This is a genomic window from Amycolatopsis sp. NPDC003731 (assembly GCF_053586895.1).
In genome coordinates this window covers 19477-34903 of the sequence record NZ_JBSFNC010000020.1, presented here as the reverse complement: position 1 = coordinate 34903, position 15427 = coordinate 19477, and the positions used below count along the sequence as shown (strand labels likewise).

The following is a 15427-nucleotide window of genomic DNA, read 5'->3' as shown; positions in this document are numbered from 1 at the left end:
GAGTCGTCTCCCTCCCCTCCCCGGATCAGAGGAACCGCATGAGAACGAAGCGTGTGTTGTCACCCGCGGCCGCCTTCGCCGCCTTGTCCCTGCTCCTCGCCACGCCCGCCGCTCCGGCCAGCGCGGCGCCGGCCGCTCCCGCGCCGGCCGTCCAAGCCGCCTCCGCGACCTACACCGCCAGCAGCCAGCTCGCCGGCTACCCCGTCTCGAACGTCGGCGACGGCAACCAGGACACCTACTGGGAAAGCGCGAACAACCAGTTCCCGCAGTGGGTCCAGGCCGACCTCGGCACGCCGACCGACGTCGCGCAGCTCGTGCTCAAGCTGCCGGCCGCGAACTGGGGTGCCCGCACCGAGACCATCAGCGTCCAGGGCAGCACCGACGGGACCACCTTCACCGACCTGAAGCCCTCCGCCGGGTACGTCTTCGACCCGGCCAAGGCCAACACGGTCACCGTCGACGTCAGCGGCAAGCCCCGGTTCGTCCGGCTGAACGTCAGCGCCAACACCGGCTGGCCCGCCGCCCAGCTCTCGGAGTTCGAGGTGCACGGCCCCGCCGGCGGCGACACGCAGCCGCCGTCCGCGCCCGGCAACCTCGCCTACACCCAGCCCGCCAGCGGCCAGATCCGGCTCACCTGGTCGGCGTCGACCGACAACACCGGCGTCACCGGCTACGACGTCTACGCCAACAGTCAGCTCCGCGGCAGCGTCGCCGGGAACGTCCTGACCTACACCGACAGCCAGCCCGACGGCGCCACGGTCTCCTACTTCGTCCGGGCGAAGGACGCGGCGGGCAACCAGTCGGCCCCCAGCAGCACCGTGACCCGAACCGGCACCCAAGCCGGGACGAACCTGGCCCTGGGCAAGCCGATCACGGCGTCCTCGACGGAGTGGACGTACGTGGCGGGCAACGCGAACGACGGCTCCGTGGCCACCTACTGGGAGGGCGGCGGCGGGACCTACCCGAACCTGCTGTCCGTCGCGCTCGGCGCGAACGCCGACCTGAACCAGGTCGTGGTCAAGCTCAACCCGGACCCGGCGTGGGGGCCGCGGACCCAGACGATCGCCGTCGAGGGCCGGGAGCAGAGTGCGTCCGCCTTCACCACGCTGGCCGCCGCCCAGAGCTACAGCTTCAACCCCGCGAGCGGCAACACCGTGACGATCCCGCTCGGCGGGCGCGCCGCCGACATCCGCCTGCGCGTCACCGCCAACTCCGGCGCGGGCGGCGGGCAGGCCGCGGAGTTCCAGGTCTTCGGCGTCCCCGCACCCAACCCCGACCTGACCATCTCGGGGGTGTCCTGGTCGCCGCAGAACCCGGTGGAGACCGACACGATCACCGCGTCGGCGACCGTCCGCAACGCGGGCACGGCAGCTTCGGGCGCGACGAACGTCAACCTCTACCTCGGAACGACCAAGGTCGGCACGGCCACCGTCGGCGCGCTCGCGGCAGGCGCTTCGACGACGGTGTCGGCGAACATCGGCACCCGGGACGCGGGCAGCTACCCGTTGACGGCCAAGGTCGACGAAGCCAACGCCGTCATCGAGCAGAACGAGGCCAACAACGCCTACACGAGCTCGGCGGCGCTCGTCGTCAGCCCGGTGCAGAGCTCCGACCTCGTCGCGGCCACGGCCTGGTCGCCGAACAACCCGTCCGCGGGCAACACGGTCACCTTCACCACGACCCTGCGCAACCAGGGCACGGTGGCGAGCGCCGGCGGCGCCCACGGCATCACGGTGACGATCACGGACCAGAACGGCACCGTGGTGAAGACACTCAGCGGGACCTACACCGGCGCGATCGCCGCCGGAGCCACCGCGAGCCCGGTCACCGTCGGCACGTGGACCGCCGCCAACGGCCGGTACACCGTCAAGACCGTGGTCGCGAACGACGCCAACGAGCTGCCCGTCAAGCAGGGCAACAACACCGGCACGCAGGCGCTCTTCGCCGGCCGTGGCGCGAACATGCCCTACGACATGTACGAAGCCGAGGACGGCGTCCTGGCGGGTGGGGCCGCCGTGGTCGGGCCGAACCGCACGATCGGCGACCTCGCGGGCGAGGCGTCGGGCCGCAAGGCCGTGACGCTGAACTCGACCGGCTCCTCGGTGGAGTTCACCACCCGCGCGGCCACCAACACGCTGGTCACGCGGTTCTCCATCCCGGACAGCGCGGGCGGTGGCGGGATCAACTCGACGCTGAACGTCTACGTCGACGGCACCTTCCTCAAGGCCATCGACCTGACCTCGCACTTCGCGTGGCTCTACGGCGCCGAGACCGGCCCGGGCAACTCGCCGGGCGCCGGCCCGCGGCACATCTACGACGAAGCCAGCATGCTGCTGGGCACCACGGTGCCCGCCGGCAGCAGGATCAAGCTGCAGAAGGACGCGGCGAACACGACGAACTACGCGATCGACTTCGTCAACTTCGAGCAGGCCACCGCGGTCGCCAGCCCCGACCCGGCGCACTTCGCGGTGCCTGCCGGGTTCACCCAGCAGGACGTGCAGAACGCCCTCGACAAGGTCCGGCAGGACACCACCCTCACCGGCGTCTACCTGCCGGCCGGGACCTACGCGTTGTCGAGCAAGCTGAACGTCTACGGCAAGGCCGTCACGGTCACCGGCGCCGGGCCGTGGTTCACGAAGTTCTCCGCACCCTCCGGGCAGGAGAACACCGACATCGGCATCGACGTGCAGGCGAGCGCGAACGGCTCGACGTTCAGCGGGTTCGCCGTGTTCGGCAACTACACGTCCCGGATCGACGGCCCCGGCAAGGTGTTCAACCTGACGAACGTCGCGAACCTGACGATCGACAACATCTGGGTCGAACACCAGGTGGTCATGGTCTGGGGCACCAACGTGGACAACACCACGATCAAGAACTCCCGGATCCGCGACACCTTCGCCGACGGCGTCAACCTGACGAACGGGAGCACCGGCAACCACGTCACCAACATCGAGGCCCGGTCCACCGGTGACGACAGCTTCGCGCTGTTCGCCGCCACGGACCTCAACCCGGGCAACCAGTACGACAACGTGTTCGAGAACCTCACCGCGCTCACGCCGTGGCGTGCGGCCGGGCTGGCGGTGTACGGCGGGTACAGCAACACCTTCCGGAACCTCTACATCGCGGACACGCTGACCTACTCGGCGATCACGATCAGCTCGCTCGACTTCGGCTACCCGTTCCTCGGGTTCGGGCCGCAGCCGACGACGGTCCAGAACGCCTCCCTGGTCCGGGACGGCGGCCACTTCTGGGGCCAGCAGACCTTCCCGGCGATCTGGCTGTTCTCCGCGTCCAAGGAGTTCCGCGGCATCCGGGTGTCCGATGTGGACATCCAGAGCCCGACCTACAGCGGCATCATGTTCCAGACCAAGTACAACGGCACCACGCCGGAGCACCCGGTCGAGGACACCGTGCTGGCGAACGTGTCGATCACCGGCGCCCACCGCAGCGGGGACGCCTTCGACGCGAAGTCCGGGATCGGGATCTGGGCCAACGAGCTGCCGGAGCCGGGCCAGGGCCCGGCCGTCGGCTCGGCGACCTTCACCGGGCTGACCCTGGCCGACAACGCCGAGGACATCCGCAACCGCACCACCACCTTCACCATCAACCGCAGCTGAGCCAGGCCGCGCGGGCCCGCCGGGAAGCCGTTCCCCGGCGGGCCCGCGCCGTGCCAGGATGTCGCCGGAGGTGGTCGACGTGCGGATCCTGGTCACCGGCGGCACCGGGCAGCTCGGCTCGGCGGTCGTGACGCGGCTGCGGTCGGCGGGCGAGGAAGTCCGCGTGCTCAGCAGGCGGGCGGCGCCGGACGTCGTCCGCGGCGACCTGCGGACCGGGCGGGGCATCGACAGCGCCGTCGCCGGGGTGGACGTCGTCGTCCACTGCGCCACCGACTACTTCGGGCGGGAGACGCAGCTCGCGCGCACGCTGATCGAGGCGGCGCGGTGGGCGGGCGGCCCGCACCTGGTGTACGTCTCGATCGTCGGCGTCGACCGGGTCCCGCTCGGCTACTACCGGGCCAAGCACGAGACGGAGGAGTTGTTCGCGGCCTCGGGCCTGCCGTACACGATCCAGCGGGCCACCCAGTTCCACGGCCTGGTCCGCACGCTCCTTTCCGGCGCGTCCCGGCTCCCGGTGGTGCCGGTGCCGCGGATCTCGTTCCAGCCCGTCGACGTCCGGGACGTCGCCCGCCGCCTCGCCGCTCACGCGGTCGACGACCCGGCCGGCCGCGCGCCCGACTTCGGCGGCCCGGAGGTCCTCACCGCGACCGAGCTGGCCCAGGCGGTCGGCGAGGTGACCGGGCGGCACAAGCGGATCGTGCCGGTGAAGGTGCCGGGGGAGACGTTCCGGGCCTACGCCGGCGGCGGGCACCTGACCCCCGGGCACCGCGAAGGCGAGATCACCTTCCGCGAGTACCTGGCCGAGCACGCTCATATGTAATCCGATTAATTACGAAGAATCTTGACCTCGGCTCCGGATAGGTCATATGTTTGGCGAGCTGCACGCCGGTCCCGCCCTTCAACGCCGAACGGATCCGACATGTCGAACCCTCCCTCTCGCCGTACGTTCGTCAAGCTCGGTGGCGCGGTCGGCGCCGGCCTCGCCTTCAGCGGGATTCCATCGTTCCTGGCCAGCGCGGACGTGCTGCGGCCGGCCGCGGCGGACCTGGTGCCGGACGCACGGGCGACCACGCTGTGGTACCCGGCTCCCGCGGCCGAGGACAAGATCATCGAGCAGGGTCTGCCGATCGGGAATGGTCGGATCGGTGCTCTCGTCGGGGGCGACCCCGCCGCCGACTTCCTCTACCTCGCCGACGCGTCGTTGTGGACCGGCGGCGCCAACGACGTCCTCGAGGAGGACGGCCAGTTCCCGTACGAACGCGAGAAGTTCGGCACGCTCGGCCTGCTGGCGAAGCTGCGGATCTCGGTGCCCGCGCACACCGGCGTCACGGACTACCGCCGCACGCTCGACCTGAGCAACGGCCTCGTCGTGATCACCTACCGGCACCAGGGCGTCCGGTACCGCCGCGAGTACTTCGCGAGCCACCCCGACGACGTCGTGGTGATCCGGTTCAGCGGCGGCCCCGTCACCGGCTCGGTGTCGCTGGAGCCCACCCGGGGCGAGACCTCCTCCGGCGCGACGGCGTTCACCGGCACGTTCGCCAACGGCCTGGAGTACGCGTGCACGGTGGCCGGCGGGACCACGTTCAGCGGCGACGACGTCGTCATCGTGCTCAGCGGCGGCACGAACTACGTGCCCGACGCGGCGCGGAAGTTCCTCGACGCGTCGCTCGACCCCCTGGCCCTGGCGAAGCGGAAGGCGGCCGCGGCACTGGCCGTGGGTGGCAGCGCCCTGCGGGCCACCCACGTCGCGGACTACCGGCGGCTGTTCGACCGGATGAGCGTCGACCTCGGCCACTCGCCGCCGGCCCGGCGGGCCCTCGACACGTGGTCGCGGCTGGTCGCCCGGCACGACCAGCCGGGTGTGCCCGACCCGGAGCTGGAGGCGAGCTACCTGCAGTTCGGGCGCTACCTGACGATCACCGGCTCGCGCGACGGCCTGCCGATGGGCCTGCAGGGCCTGTGGCAGAACACCAACACGCCGGATTGGATGAGCGACTACCACACCGACATCAACGTCCAGATGAACTACTGGCTGGCCGATCGCGCGGCGCTGCCGGAGAACTTCACTGCCCTGGCCGGCTACTGCCTCGCGCAGCTTCCCGTGTGGACGGACAGCACGAACCGGCTGTTCAACGACCCGCGCAACCGCTACCGGAACACCAGCGGGAAGGTCGCGGGCTGGGCGGTCGCCTTCTCCACCAACATCTACGGCGGCTCCGGCTGGTGGTGGCACCCCGGCGGCAACGCGTGGCTGTGCAATTCGCTCTGGGACCACTACGCCCACACACAGGACAAGGCCTACCTCGCCCGGATCTACCCGCTGCTCAAGGGAGCGGCCGAGTTCTGGGACGCGCGGCTGCTCCCGATGACCGTCGACGGCCGCGAAGTGCTCGTCGACGACCACGACTGGTCACCCGAGCACGGCCCGCAGGACGCCCGCGGGATCACCTACGCGCAGGAGATCGTCTGGGACCTGTTCGAGCACTACCGCGAAGCCGTCGCGGTCCTGGGCCGGGACCGCGCCTACGGCGACCGGATCGCCGGGCTGCAGAAGAAGCTGTACCTGCCGAAGGTGAGCCCGGCCACCGGCCGGCTCGAGGAATGGATGTCGCCGGACAACCTCGGCGAGACCACGCACCGGCACCTGTCCCCGCTGATCGGCTTCTTCCCGGGCGACCGCATCGCGGCCGACACGGCACCGCGCGAGCTGCTCGACGGTGTCCGGGCGTTGCTGATCGCGCGCGGGATGGACAGCTACGGCTGGGCGACCGCGTGGCGCTCGGCGTGCTGGGCGCGGCTCAAGGACGCCGATCGTGCGTACCAGCTGCTGCTCACCGTGCTGCGGCCGTCGGTGGACAACGGCAACGGGACCGCGCCGAACTTCTTCGACATGTACAGCCAGGGCAGCTACGCGATCTTCCAGATCGACGCGAACCTCGGCGCGCCCACGGCGATGCTCGAAATGCTGGTGTACTCGCGGCCGGGCGTGCTGGAACTGCTGCCCGCGCTGCCGTCGGCGTGGGCGGCGTCGGGCCGGGTGACCGGGATCGGCGCGCGCGGAGGCTTCGAGGTGGACGTCGAATGGCGGGCCGGGAAGGTCACCAAGGCGGTGCTCCGCAGCGTCGGCGGGACCCGGACCGAGGTGCGGGCCGGCACCTGGCGGCGGATCATCACCCTGCGGCCGGGAGCGTCGATCACGGTCCGGCCGAGTGAATGAGGTCGGCCCGCCGCGGGTATCCGGACGGCTGCACCGACGCAGGGGAGAGGACAGGATGATCCGCTGGGCGACGTTCGACTGCTTCGGCACGCTGGTGGACTGGCGCCACGGCATCACCACCGGGCTGGAGCTGCTGTTCCCCGGCCGCGGCGCGGACCTGCTCGAGGTCTACAACCGGATCGAGCCGCAGGTCCAGGCCGAAGTGCCGGTGCGGCGCTACCGGGAGGTGCTCGCCGAGTCCGTGCGGCGGACCGCGGCCGAAGCCGGGCTGGAGCTGGTGGCGGACGACGCGTCGGTGCTCGGCACCGGGCTGCCGTACTGGCCGGTGTTCCCGGACGTCCGGCCGGCCCTGTCCGCGCTGCGGGAAGCGGGCTGGCGGCTCGCGCTGCTCACCAACTGCGACCGCGACCTCATCGGCGAGACCCAGCGGCGGCTGGTGGTGCCGATCGACGCGATCGTGACCGCGGAGGACGTCGGCGAGTACAAGCCGGGGCACGGCCACTTCCGGCGGTTCGCCGCCTCCTTCGACGCGACCGCCGCGAACTGGGTGCACGTCGCGCAGAGCCACTTCCACGACATGGTGCCCGCCCAGGCGCTGGACATCCCGCGCGTGTGGGTCAACCGGCACGACGGCCCGCAGGACCCGGCGGTGGCGGACGCGGTCCTGCCCGGCCTGGACACCCTGGTCGAGACGGTCGAGCGGGTGCACGCCGGAGCCCGCTGACGGCCGTCACGGGTGGCGCACCGCGGCCCGGCGCGGCGGGAACAGCGCGGCCCACAGCGTCTTCCAAGGGTGCGCAGCCGGCCGCTCGCGCACCACCGGTGCCGGGCGCTCCCCGGCCCGGTACGCCATCTCCACCTGCACCCAGTCGTGGATCCAATCGCCTCGCATGAGGGGCTCCTTCCGTCGTGAAGCCCAGGTTCGTCCTGAGGGGTGGGGCGTCGCATCGGGTGATCACGCAGTCCGGCGGCCCGGACCCCTTACGGCTATCGGCCGGGTGACCGCGACGACGTTCGAACCGGCGACCGGCCGCCGGTTCGACGGACCCTGCGCGTGCGGCTGTGGGCGAGTGGCTCGAGCGTGATCGCGCGGGGCGTGCCGGTGATGGTGCCGAAGGCGCGAAGACGCCGGGGGTGCTCGCCGGGTTCGATGAGGTGGTCGCCCTCATCGAGACCGCGCTCGGCGTGGAACGCGCGGGTGAGCTGGCCGCGGTGCCTTCGGTGCGGCGGCTGGCGTTCGGCAGTGTGGGCCTGGCGGCCCAGCTCGGCGTGGCGCCGGAGGACCGGGATCCGTTCGTCTACGCGCGTTCGCTGGGTTTCGGGGGCAAGTTGTGCCTCCATCCGCGGCAGCTGGGGCCGGTCCGGGACGGCTTCGCCCTGAAGGAGGCCGAGCGTGCGTGGGCCCGCCGGGTGCTGGCGGCGGGGGACGGGGTGTCCGCCGTGGACGGGCGGATGGTGGACAAGCCGGTGCTCACGAGGACCCGGCACATCCCGGGAGCTGACGAACCTCTGGACACATCGGCGCCCAGTCGCACCACCAAGTGACTGCTCCGCAACCCCGCCGCCGTGACTGTCCGCAAAGGTATGGCCAGTCCTTGGTGGCTACCTGGCTCCGCGACGATCGTGACCGGAGTGTCAGGCGCGCTGGAGCTGTGGCGTCGACGCAGACCAGCGGTAGCGAACGGCGTACTCGCCGGGACCTGTGAAGTGGAAAACCTTACTCGGGTCGACGAGTGAGGATGTCCAATTCGGGATGATGAATTCCAATTGTACCGGGTTGAATGGATCGTCTTTCCAGGCGGATACCAGTGCGTCAACGAGTTTACCCATCAGCCAGCCGGTCAGCCACCCGATCAATGCTCCGGCGGCCGCGCCCAAGGGGCCGCCGAGTAGAGCCCCGACTGTTGTGCCAAGTATGGACGCCAGCTTGGTTGCGACCTCATCGGCAAACTTCCGGAACAGCTTCTCGAACGTTGCGTCGAGATCGCCTTGGTCTTTCTCGAAAAGAAATAGGCTCGCGAAGAAGTGTTTCGGGTAGCTATTCGAGGTTGCAACCTGCCAGGTGTGAAGGCGCTTAGCCGGATTGAAGTCTTTTCGATCTCCGTCACTGAAGTTACCGATCTTGAACGGGTCGATCTTGTCGGTCGCCCCTCGGTCGTCAATGGTGGCGCCTGACAAGTAGATCTCGTCGTCGCCCGCCTCGCTCCCGAGGAATCCGTTGGTCTCGTCGACGCATACCACTCGCACCAAGTCCAGTGCCACTCGGTCCTGAGGGGCAACGGCACCGCTTGTTGTGCGTTGTAAGCCAATCTGCGCATAGTGTCGGTCGAGGAGGCGGATGATGTCCGCGCTCGTGGGGTTTGCCGTGACAGGAATAGCGGCGAGGTCGTCGACTGAGCGAGAGGAGTCGAATTTTAGTTCAAGAACCGATTCCAGTCTCCGCCGGGTCCGGGGAAGCGTCAACTTTTCTGCGGCTGCAGAAGCGACCAGGTCGGCGGTCGCGGGGTGGGTCTTTGCGAGCTCTTGGAATCGCGGCGCGAGGATTGATTCTGGAGTATTCTCGGCAATCGGTAAGGCAAACCGGGCGGACGCTGTGTGGTTAGCGGCAACGCGCAGTACGGCGGCTTCCCATCTTCGATAGATGGGAAGTGCAATAGCAAGCAGCTCGGGTTCCAGGTCGGAAGGGGTCAGTCGACGGATTTTCATGCTGGTCATCGCGCGTCCTCCAAATGATCGAATTCAATCATGGAAACTTCGACGATCCGCGCTCTGATGGCTGTAGTCAAGGTTGTCCAGGGCCTTGGTTCAACTATCTTTACCTGGGGCGCAGATGGCCTGACTGGTTGGTCTTTGGAAATTTTCGAGCCTTCCGCGTGGTGTAAAAGTTGCAATACTTTCCGTTGTCGATCTGTTGCAAAAGCTGCATTCGGCAATCGTAGTCATGATTTGAAGTGCCCAGCCGATGATCCGGCTTTCGTCGGGCAGTCAGCTCTCCGCTCAGCGACTCAATCTCCCTGGGACCTGTCGGCGTCACCTGATCGCCGGGTCCCGCCGGTATATGATCCCGCGCTACACCGCGCCCTGACGTCGCAGTGCGTCCACATCGAAGCCGAACTCCCTCAACACCGCGTCCGTGTGCTCGCCCAGCGCCGGCACCGGGGCCATCCTCGGCGCCCGGCCGGCCACCGTGATCGGCGGCAGCGTCGCCCGGATCGGCCCGCCCGGGGTCGCCACCTCCGCGAACCGGTCGCGGGCCGTGAGCTGGGGGTGCGCCAAGACGTCCGGCAGGTCGCGGCGGCGGGCATACGCGATCCGGCCCGCTGCCAACCGTGCCTCCAGTGAAGTGCCGGTGAGCTCGGCGAAGATCGCGTCGATCGCGGCCTCCAGCTCCGCCCGGTGGGTCACGCGGGCGCTGCCGGTGGCGAACCGCGGGTCGGTGACCCAGTCCGGGCGGGCGACCGCGTGCTCGCAGAACGCCGCCCACTCGCAGTCGTTCTGCACCGCCAGCACCACTTCGGTCCCGTCGCCCGCGGCGAACGTTCCATAGGGCGCGATCGCGGCGTGGCTGGTGCCCGTCCTCGGCGGCGGCGTCCCGCCGTAACCCGCGTAGTACAGCGGGAAGCCCATCCACTCCACCAGCGAATCGAACAGGCTCACTTCCAGTTCGGTGCCCTGCCCAGTGCGCTCGCGGTCGTACAGCGCGGAAAGGATGCCGGAGAACGCGTACATCCCGGCCCCGATGTCCGCGGCCGGGATACCGCTCTTGGCCGGCTCCTCCTCGGATCCGGTGACCGACACCAGTCCCGCTTCGGACTGGATGAGCAGGTCGTACGCCTTCGCGTCGCGGTACGGACCGGTCGAGCCGTAACCCGACACCGAGCACGTGATCAGCCGCGGCCGGGTCGCGCGCACGGCGGCCGCGCCCAGCCCGAGGCGGTCCGCGACGCCGGGCGCGAAGTTCTGCACGAACACGTCCGCCCGGTCCAGCAGTGCCGCCATCACGCCGGGCGCCGCGTCGCTCTTGAGGTCGAGGGCGACGCTCTCCTTCGACCGGTTCAGCCACACGAAGTGGCTGGAGAGGCCGTGCACGGTTTCGTCGTAGGCGCGGGCGAAGTCGCCGGTGCCCGGCCGCTCGATCTTGAGCACCCGGGCGCCGAGGTCGGCCAGGTGCCGGGTGGCCAGCGGCGCGGCCACGGCCTGTTCGCACGACACGACCGTGACGCCGTCGAGGGGCAAGGAGCGCATGGCCGCATCCTGCCATCCGCCGCCGGTATGACCGGGCCGGATCAACGGGAGTTTCGGGCAAAACCGTTGACGCGTCCCGAAGCGGGCTTGCAGTCTGAATCGATCAGCTGACCCCGGCGACCGGCGAGCGAGGTGCCCGATGGGCAGGGTGCGGCAGGCCGACATCGCGCGCGTGGCCGGGGTTTCCCAGGCGACCGTGTCGGTGGTGCTCGGCGGCAACCGCACCGGGGTCCGGCTGGCGGAGGCGACGCGGCTGCGCGTGCTGGAGGCCGCCCAGCGGCTCGGTTACGCCGATCCGCTCGCGAAACGGCAGGCGGGCCACGGCCTCTTCGGGATCTGCGCCGCCGGCCCGGCGTTCGAGGCGCACCAGGCGATCCTGGCCGGCATCGCGGCGGAGGCGGCCGTGCTCGGCAAGGACCTGATCATGTTCACCGCGCCCGGCCCCGGCTTCGCCCGCCGCAGCCGGCTCGCCGACGGCTGCCTGTTCTTCGGCGGCCCGGTGCCCGCGGAGCAGCTCGTCACCGGGTACCCGATCGTCCACATCGGACGCTGTCCGGAGCTCGGCGACCGCGTCCCGTACGTCGACGCCGACCACGCATCGGCGTCGGCCGAAGTGCTCGCCCGGCTGCGGCAGGCGGGGCACCACCGGATCCGCTACCTGCGCGAGCCGGCCGACACCCCGGCCGCGCGTGAGCGGGAAAGCGGCACCGGCATCGAGCCCGCCCTGGTGGTCCGCACCGACGGCACCGGCCTCGCGACGGCGGTCCGCGGCTGGCTCGCCGACGGCGTGACCGCGCTGGTCGTCGACGAGGCGGTGTTCGCTCCTGCCCAGCGGGCCCTGCACGCGGCGGCGGTGTCGGTCCCCGGTGACCTGTCGCTGGCGGTGCTCGGCTGCCCGCCGTCCAGTCCGGAAGCCAGCGGCTTCGAGGTGCCGCGGCGCGCCCTCGGCCGGGAGGCGGTGCGGCTGCTGGCGTCCGTCGTGGCCACGGGGGCAGGCGAGCCCCGGCTGCTCACCTGCCCGCCGGTGGCCGGGACGACGATCGCGTCGGTTCAGGACAGCGCGCCGTTGTAGTCCGGCAGCTTGAAGGTCCGCTCGGCGTGCCCGCCGTCGAGGTCGGTGGTGTTGTTGCCGATGTTCGCGACGATCGTGTAGCCGGCCTGTTCGATGGCGGCCCGGGCCTTGGTCTTGTTGGTCTGCACCGGGTCGAAGTTGAACAGGGGACGCAGGTAGAGCCCGTCGTCCGGGTACCCGACCGCCTTCAGGTTCCCCTCGGTGGGCCACCGGAGCACCTCGGTGCGGTCGCTGACGAAGAGGACCGCGGCCCCCTTGGCCTGGGCGAGCTTGGCGAGCGCGAGGACCGGCTTGACGGCCGGGGTGGTGAACCCGCCGTTGTAGTAGGTCTCCAGGCTCGTGTTGTCGATGTCGAGCACGATCGCGGTCCGCCCGCCCGGGACGGCGAGCCGCTGGGTGAGGTAGTCGGCGGCCGGAGTGGTGACCGCGGTGACGTCGGCGACCCAGGTGGCATAGGACGGCGCGGCGGCGGCCGTGACGGCGGGCCGGGCAACGGCGGCGTCGGCGACACCGGCGTTGCCGAGCAGCAGCAGGACGGCGGAGGCGGTACCGGCCACGGCGAGGCGGGCTTTCGAGGGTGACATGGCTGACAGTCCACCAGCCGGTGGGGAATGATCGTACCGGCAAGTAGCCGAATCTATTTCATGTTCGCGACGGGCCGGGAGACCGGAGCGCGCCGGGTCCCCGGTTCGGGCAGGATGCACCCGGGCCGGCCGGGACGGATTCCCGGTGCGGCGGAGGATCCGTGCTGCGCAACGCGGTCGAAGCCGCTTCCGACGACGACGGCTGGGCGTCGCTGTCCGCCATCGGTAACATCGTCACGAAGCAGCGCCCGGACTTCGACTCCCGCACCTACGGCTACGCCAAGCTCAGTGACCTGATCGCCGCGACCGCGCTGTTCGAGATGAACCGCCGCAGCCCGGGCGAAAGCAAGTCGCCGGTCATCTACGTGCGCGACCGGCGACGGCAGGCCCACCCTGTATAACGTCGTATTCCGCCGGTCGGACGGCCGAGCTCAGCCTGTTCCCACGGCCAGCGCGTCCGACGGCGCCAATGATAGGAATGGCCGGTGACCGAACCGAACCTGATCGAAGCCGCCGCGGCCGAAGCCGTCACGCTGACCAGCGAGCTCATCCGCATCGACACGACCAACACCGGCGATCCCGACACGCTGGTCGGCGAGCGGGCGGCGGCGGAGTACGTGGCGGAGAAGCTGACCGACGCCGGCTACGAGATCACCTACGTCGAGTCGGGCGGGAAGAACCGGCACAACGTGATCGTGCGGCTCGAAGGCGCCGACCGCGAGCGGGGCGCCCTGCTCATCCACGGTCACCTCGACGCCGTGCCCGCCGACGCGTCGGAGTGGTCGGTGCACCCCTTCTCCGGGGCGATCCAGGACGACTACGTCTGGGGCCGCGGCGCGGTCGACATGAAGGACATGTGCGCGATGGCGCTCGCGCTGGCCCGGCACTACAAGCTGAACAACATCGTGCCGCCGCGGGACCTCGTCTTCGCCTTCTTGGCCGACGAAGAGGCCGGTGGCAAGTTCGGCGCGCAGTGGCTGGTCGAGAACCGGCCCGAGCTGTTCGAGGGCGTCACCGAGGCGATCAGTGAGGTCGGGGGCTTCTCGATCACGCTCAAGGACGACGTCCGCGCCTACCTGATCGAGACGGCGGAGAAGGGCATCCGCTGGATGAAGCTGCGCGTGCGCGGCACCGCCGGGCACGGCTCGATGATCCACCGCGACAACGCGGTCACGAAGCTGTCCGAGGCCGTGGCGAAGCTCGGCAACCACCGGTTCCCGCTCGTGCTCACCGACTCGGTGAAGGAGTTCCTGGCCGGCGTCACCGAGATCACCGGCTGGGACTTCCCCGAGGACGACCTCGAAGGCTCGGTCGCCAAGCTGGGCAACATCTCCCGGATGATCGGCGCGACCCTGCGCGACACGGCCAACCCGACCATGCTCACCGCCGGGTACAAGTCGAACGTCATCCCGTCCGTCGCCGAGGCCGCGGTCGACTGCCGGATCCTGCCGGGCCGGCTGGAGGCCTTCGACCGCGAGCTGGACGAGCTGCTCGGTCCCGACATCGAGAAGGAGTGGATGGAGCTCCCGCCGGTAGAGACCACCTTCGACGGCGCGCTCGTGGACGCCATGACCGCCGCGGTCCTGGCCGAGGATCCGGGCGCGAAGACGCTGCCGTACATGCTGTCCGGCGGCACCGACGCGAAGTCGTTCCAGGAGCTGGGCATCCGCAACTTCGGCTTCGCGCCGCTGAAGCTGCCCGCGGACCTCGACTTCTCGGCGCTGTTCCACGGCGTCGACGAGCGGGTCCCGGTCGAGGCGCTGAAGTTCGGCACCCGCGTACTCGACCGGTTCCTGCGCACCAGCTGATGACCGGGTTCGCGCTCGCCGACGGCACGCCCCTGCAGGTGATCCGCAGGGGCGACCCGGCCGCGCCGGTGACCGTGGTGTTCGTCCACGGCTACGCGCTTGACCAGCGCAGCTGGGGCCGTATCGCGCCACTGGTGCCCGACGCCGCCGACGGGCCGGTGGCCGTGCTGACCTTCGACCAGCGCGGCCACGGCGGCTCCGGGCGGGCCCGCCGCGGCACCGCGACCATGGCCCAGCTCGGCGACGACCTCGCCGAGCTGCTGACCCGCGAGGTGCCCGACGGCCGGGTGGTGCTGGTCGGCCACGACATGGGCGGCCTGGCGATCATGTCGCTGTCCCAGCGGCACCCGGCGTTGTTCGCCGAGCGGGTGTCGGGGCTGGTACTGCTGGCGACGTCGTCGGGCACCCTCGCCACCGAGGTGTCGGCGACCTGGCCGAACGCGCTGGGCAAGCTGGCCCGCGACCTCGAAGCGGTGCTCGGCTCGAAGCTGTTCGGCGTGGTGCGCGAGCACACCAGCCGGGCGGTCAGCGCGGGCCTGCGCTGGTGGCTCTTCGGCGACGACCCGGACCCGGACCTGGTCGAGCTGACGGTCAAGATGATCCGCGGCAACTGGCCCCACACGGTGTCGGTGTTCCGCCCGGCCATGGACGCCTACGCGCGCGACGCGGCGCTGGCCCAGGTCGCCGACCTCCCGGTGACGGCGATCGTGGGGGAGCGCGACCGGATCGTCCGCGCGTCCGATGTGGAGCACTGGGTCCGCGGCCTCGGCAACGGGACGGCGGTGGTGCTGCCGGGGGTGGGCCACGTCGTGCCGCTGGAGGCCGCGGCCCAGGTGCTGCCGCGGGTGGTCGCGCTGGTCAACGCGAGCCGGCGCGCCTGA

At 70.5% G+C, this 15427-nt stretch carries 13 protein-coding genes; 9 read left to right on the top strand and 4 right to left on the bottom strand.

Annotated features, from left to right (window positions below):
- Positions 1 to 38 precede the first annotated feature (38 nt).
- The 4 genes from ACWDN5_RS11330 to ACWDN5_RS11315 all read left to right on the top strand — a co-directional run bounded on the left by ACWDN5_RS11330 (position 39) and on the right by ACWDN5_RS11315 (position 7561).
- Entirely contained in the window at positions 39 to 3617 is a 3579-nt protein-coding gene (locus tag ACWDN5_RS11330; RefSeq protein ID WP_449676104.1) for a discoidin domain-containing protein, read from the top strand.
- A 58-nt stretch (positions 3618 to 3675) separates the two neighbouring features.
- Positions 3676 to 4437 carry an SDR family oxidoreductase gene (locus ACWDN5_RS11325; protein WP_449676102.1) on the top strand — a complete coding sequence of 254 codons (762 nt, stop codon included), beginning with the start codon at positions 3676 to 3678 and terminating at the stop codon, positions 4435 to 4437.
- A 99-nt stretch (positions 4438 to 4536) separates the two neighbouring features.
- On the top strand, positions 4537 to 6837 hold the full coding sequence (locus ACWDN5_RS11320; RefSeq protein ID WP_449676101.1) for a glycosyl hydrolase family 95 catalytic domain-containing protein: 2301 nt from the start codon (positions 4537 to 4539) through the stop codon (positions 6835 to 6837).
- Positions 6838 to 6892: 55 nt separating this feature from the next.
- Positions 6893 to 7561, top strand: a complete 669-nt coding sequence (locus ACWDN5_RS11315) for an HAD family hydrolase (RefSeq protein WP_310972748.1) — start codon at positions 6893 to 6895, stop codon at positions 7559 to 7561.
- A 6-nt stretch (positions 7562 to 7567) separates the two neighbouring features.
- Here the strand turns inward: ACWDN5_RS11315 and ACWDN5_RS11310 are convergent, their stop codons facing one another.
- Positions 7568 to 7729 (bottom strand): hypothetical protein, encoded by a 162-nt coding sequence (locus tag ACWDN5_RS11310; protein ID WP_310972747.1) that lies wholly within the window; start codon positions 7727 to 7729, stop codon positions 7568 to 7570.
- A gap of 170 nt (positions 7730 to 7899) precedes the next feature.
- On the opposite strand from ACWDN5_RS11310, the gene ACWDN5_RS11305 reads away from it, so the two are divergent.
- Positions 7900 to 8382, top strand: a complete 483-nt coding sequence (locus tag ACWDN5_RS11305; protein ID WP_449676100.1) for a hypothetical protein — start codon at positions 7900 to 7902, stop codon at positions 8380 to 8382.
- A gap of 90 nt (positions 8383 to 8472) precedes the next feature.
- Here the strand turns inward: ACWDN5_RS11305 and ACWDN5_RS11300 are convergent, their stop codons facing one another.
- Together ACWDN5_RS11300 and ACWDN5_RS11295 are read right to left on the bottom strand one after the other, a co-directional pair.
- Positions 8473 to 9552: a hypothetical protein gene (locus ACWDN5_RS11300; RefSeq protein WP_449676099.1), complete on the bottom strand. Its 1080-nt coding sequence runs from the start codon at positions 9550 to 9552 to the stop codon at positions 8473 to 8475.
- 354 nt (positions 9553 to 9906) lie between these two features.
- Positions 9907 to 11082 carry a CaiB/BaiF CoA transferase family protein gene (locus tag ACWDN5_RS11295; RefSeq protein ID WP_449676097.1) on the bottom strand — a complete coding sequence of 392 codons (1176 nt, stop codon included), beginning with the start codon at positions 11080 to 11082 and terminating at the stop codon, positions 9907 to 9909.
- Between the two features lie 139 nt (positions 11083 to 11221).
- Here ACWDN5_RS11295 and ACWDN5_RS11290 point away from each other — a divergent pair, with 139 nt between their 5' ends.
- Complete coding sequence (locus ACWDN5_RS11290; protein WP_449676096.1) at positions 11222 to 12154, top strand: LacI family DNA-binding transcriptional regulator; 933 nt, start codon at positions 11222 to 11224, stop codon at positions 12152 to 12154.
- On the opposite strand, the gene ACWDN5_RS11285 is transcribed toward ACWDN5_RS11290, so the two are convergent.
- Positions 12133 to 12738, bottom strand: a complete 606-nt coding sequence (locus tag ACWDN5_RS11285) for an HAD family acid phosphatase (protein ID WP_449676095.1) — start codon at positions 12736 to 12738, stop codon at positions 12133 to 12135. The genes ACWDN5_RS11290 and ACWDN5_RS11285 overlap by 22 nt on opposite strands.
- A gap of 161 nt (positions 12739 to 12899) precedes the next feature.
- Between ACWDN5_RS11285 and ACWDN5_RS11280 the strand changes: the two genes are divergently transcribed.
- The 3 genes from ACWDN5_RS11280 to ACWDN5_RS11270 all read left to right on the top strand — a co-directional run bounded on the left by ACWDN5_RS11280 (position 12900) and on the right by ACWDN5_RS11270 (position 15427).
- Positions 12900 to 13139, top strand: a complete 240-nt coding sequence (locus ACWDN5_RS11280) for an OST-HTH/LOTUS domain-containing protein (RefSeq protein WP_449676094.1) — start codon at positions 12900 to 12902, stop codon at positions 13137 to 13139.
- 84 nt (positions 13140 to 13223) lie between these two features.
- Complete coding sequence (locus tag ACWDN5_RS11275) at positions 13224 to 14546, top strand: M20/M25/M40 family metallo-hydrolase (protein WP_449676092.1); 1323 nt, start codon at positions 13224 to 13226, stop codon at positions 14544 to 14546.
- Entirely contained in the window at positions 14546 to 15427 is an 882-nt protein-coding gene (locus tag ACWDN5_RS11270) for an alpha/beta fold hydrolase (protein ID WP_449676090.1), read from the top strand. Before ACWDN5_RS11275 ends, ACWDN5_RS11270 begins: the two co-directional genes overlap by 1 nt.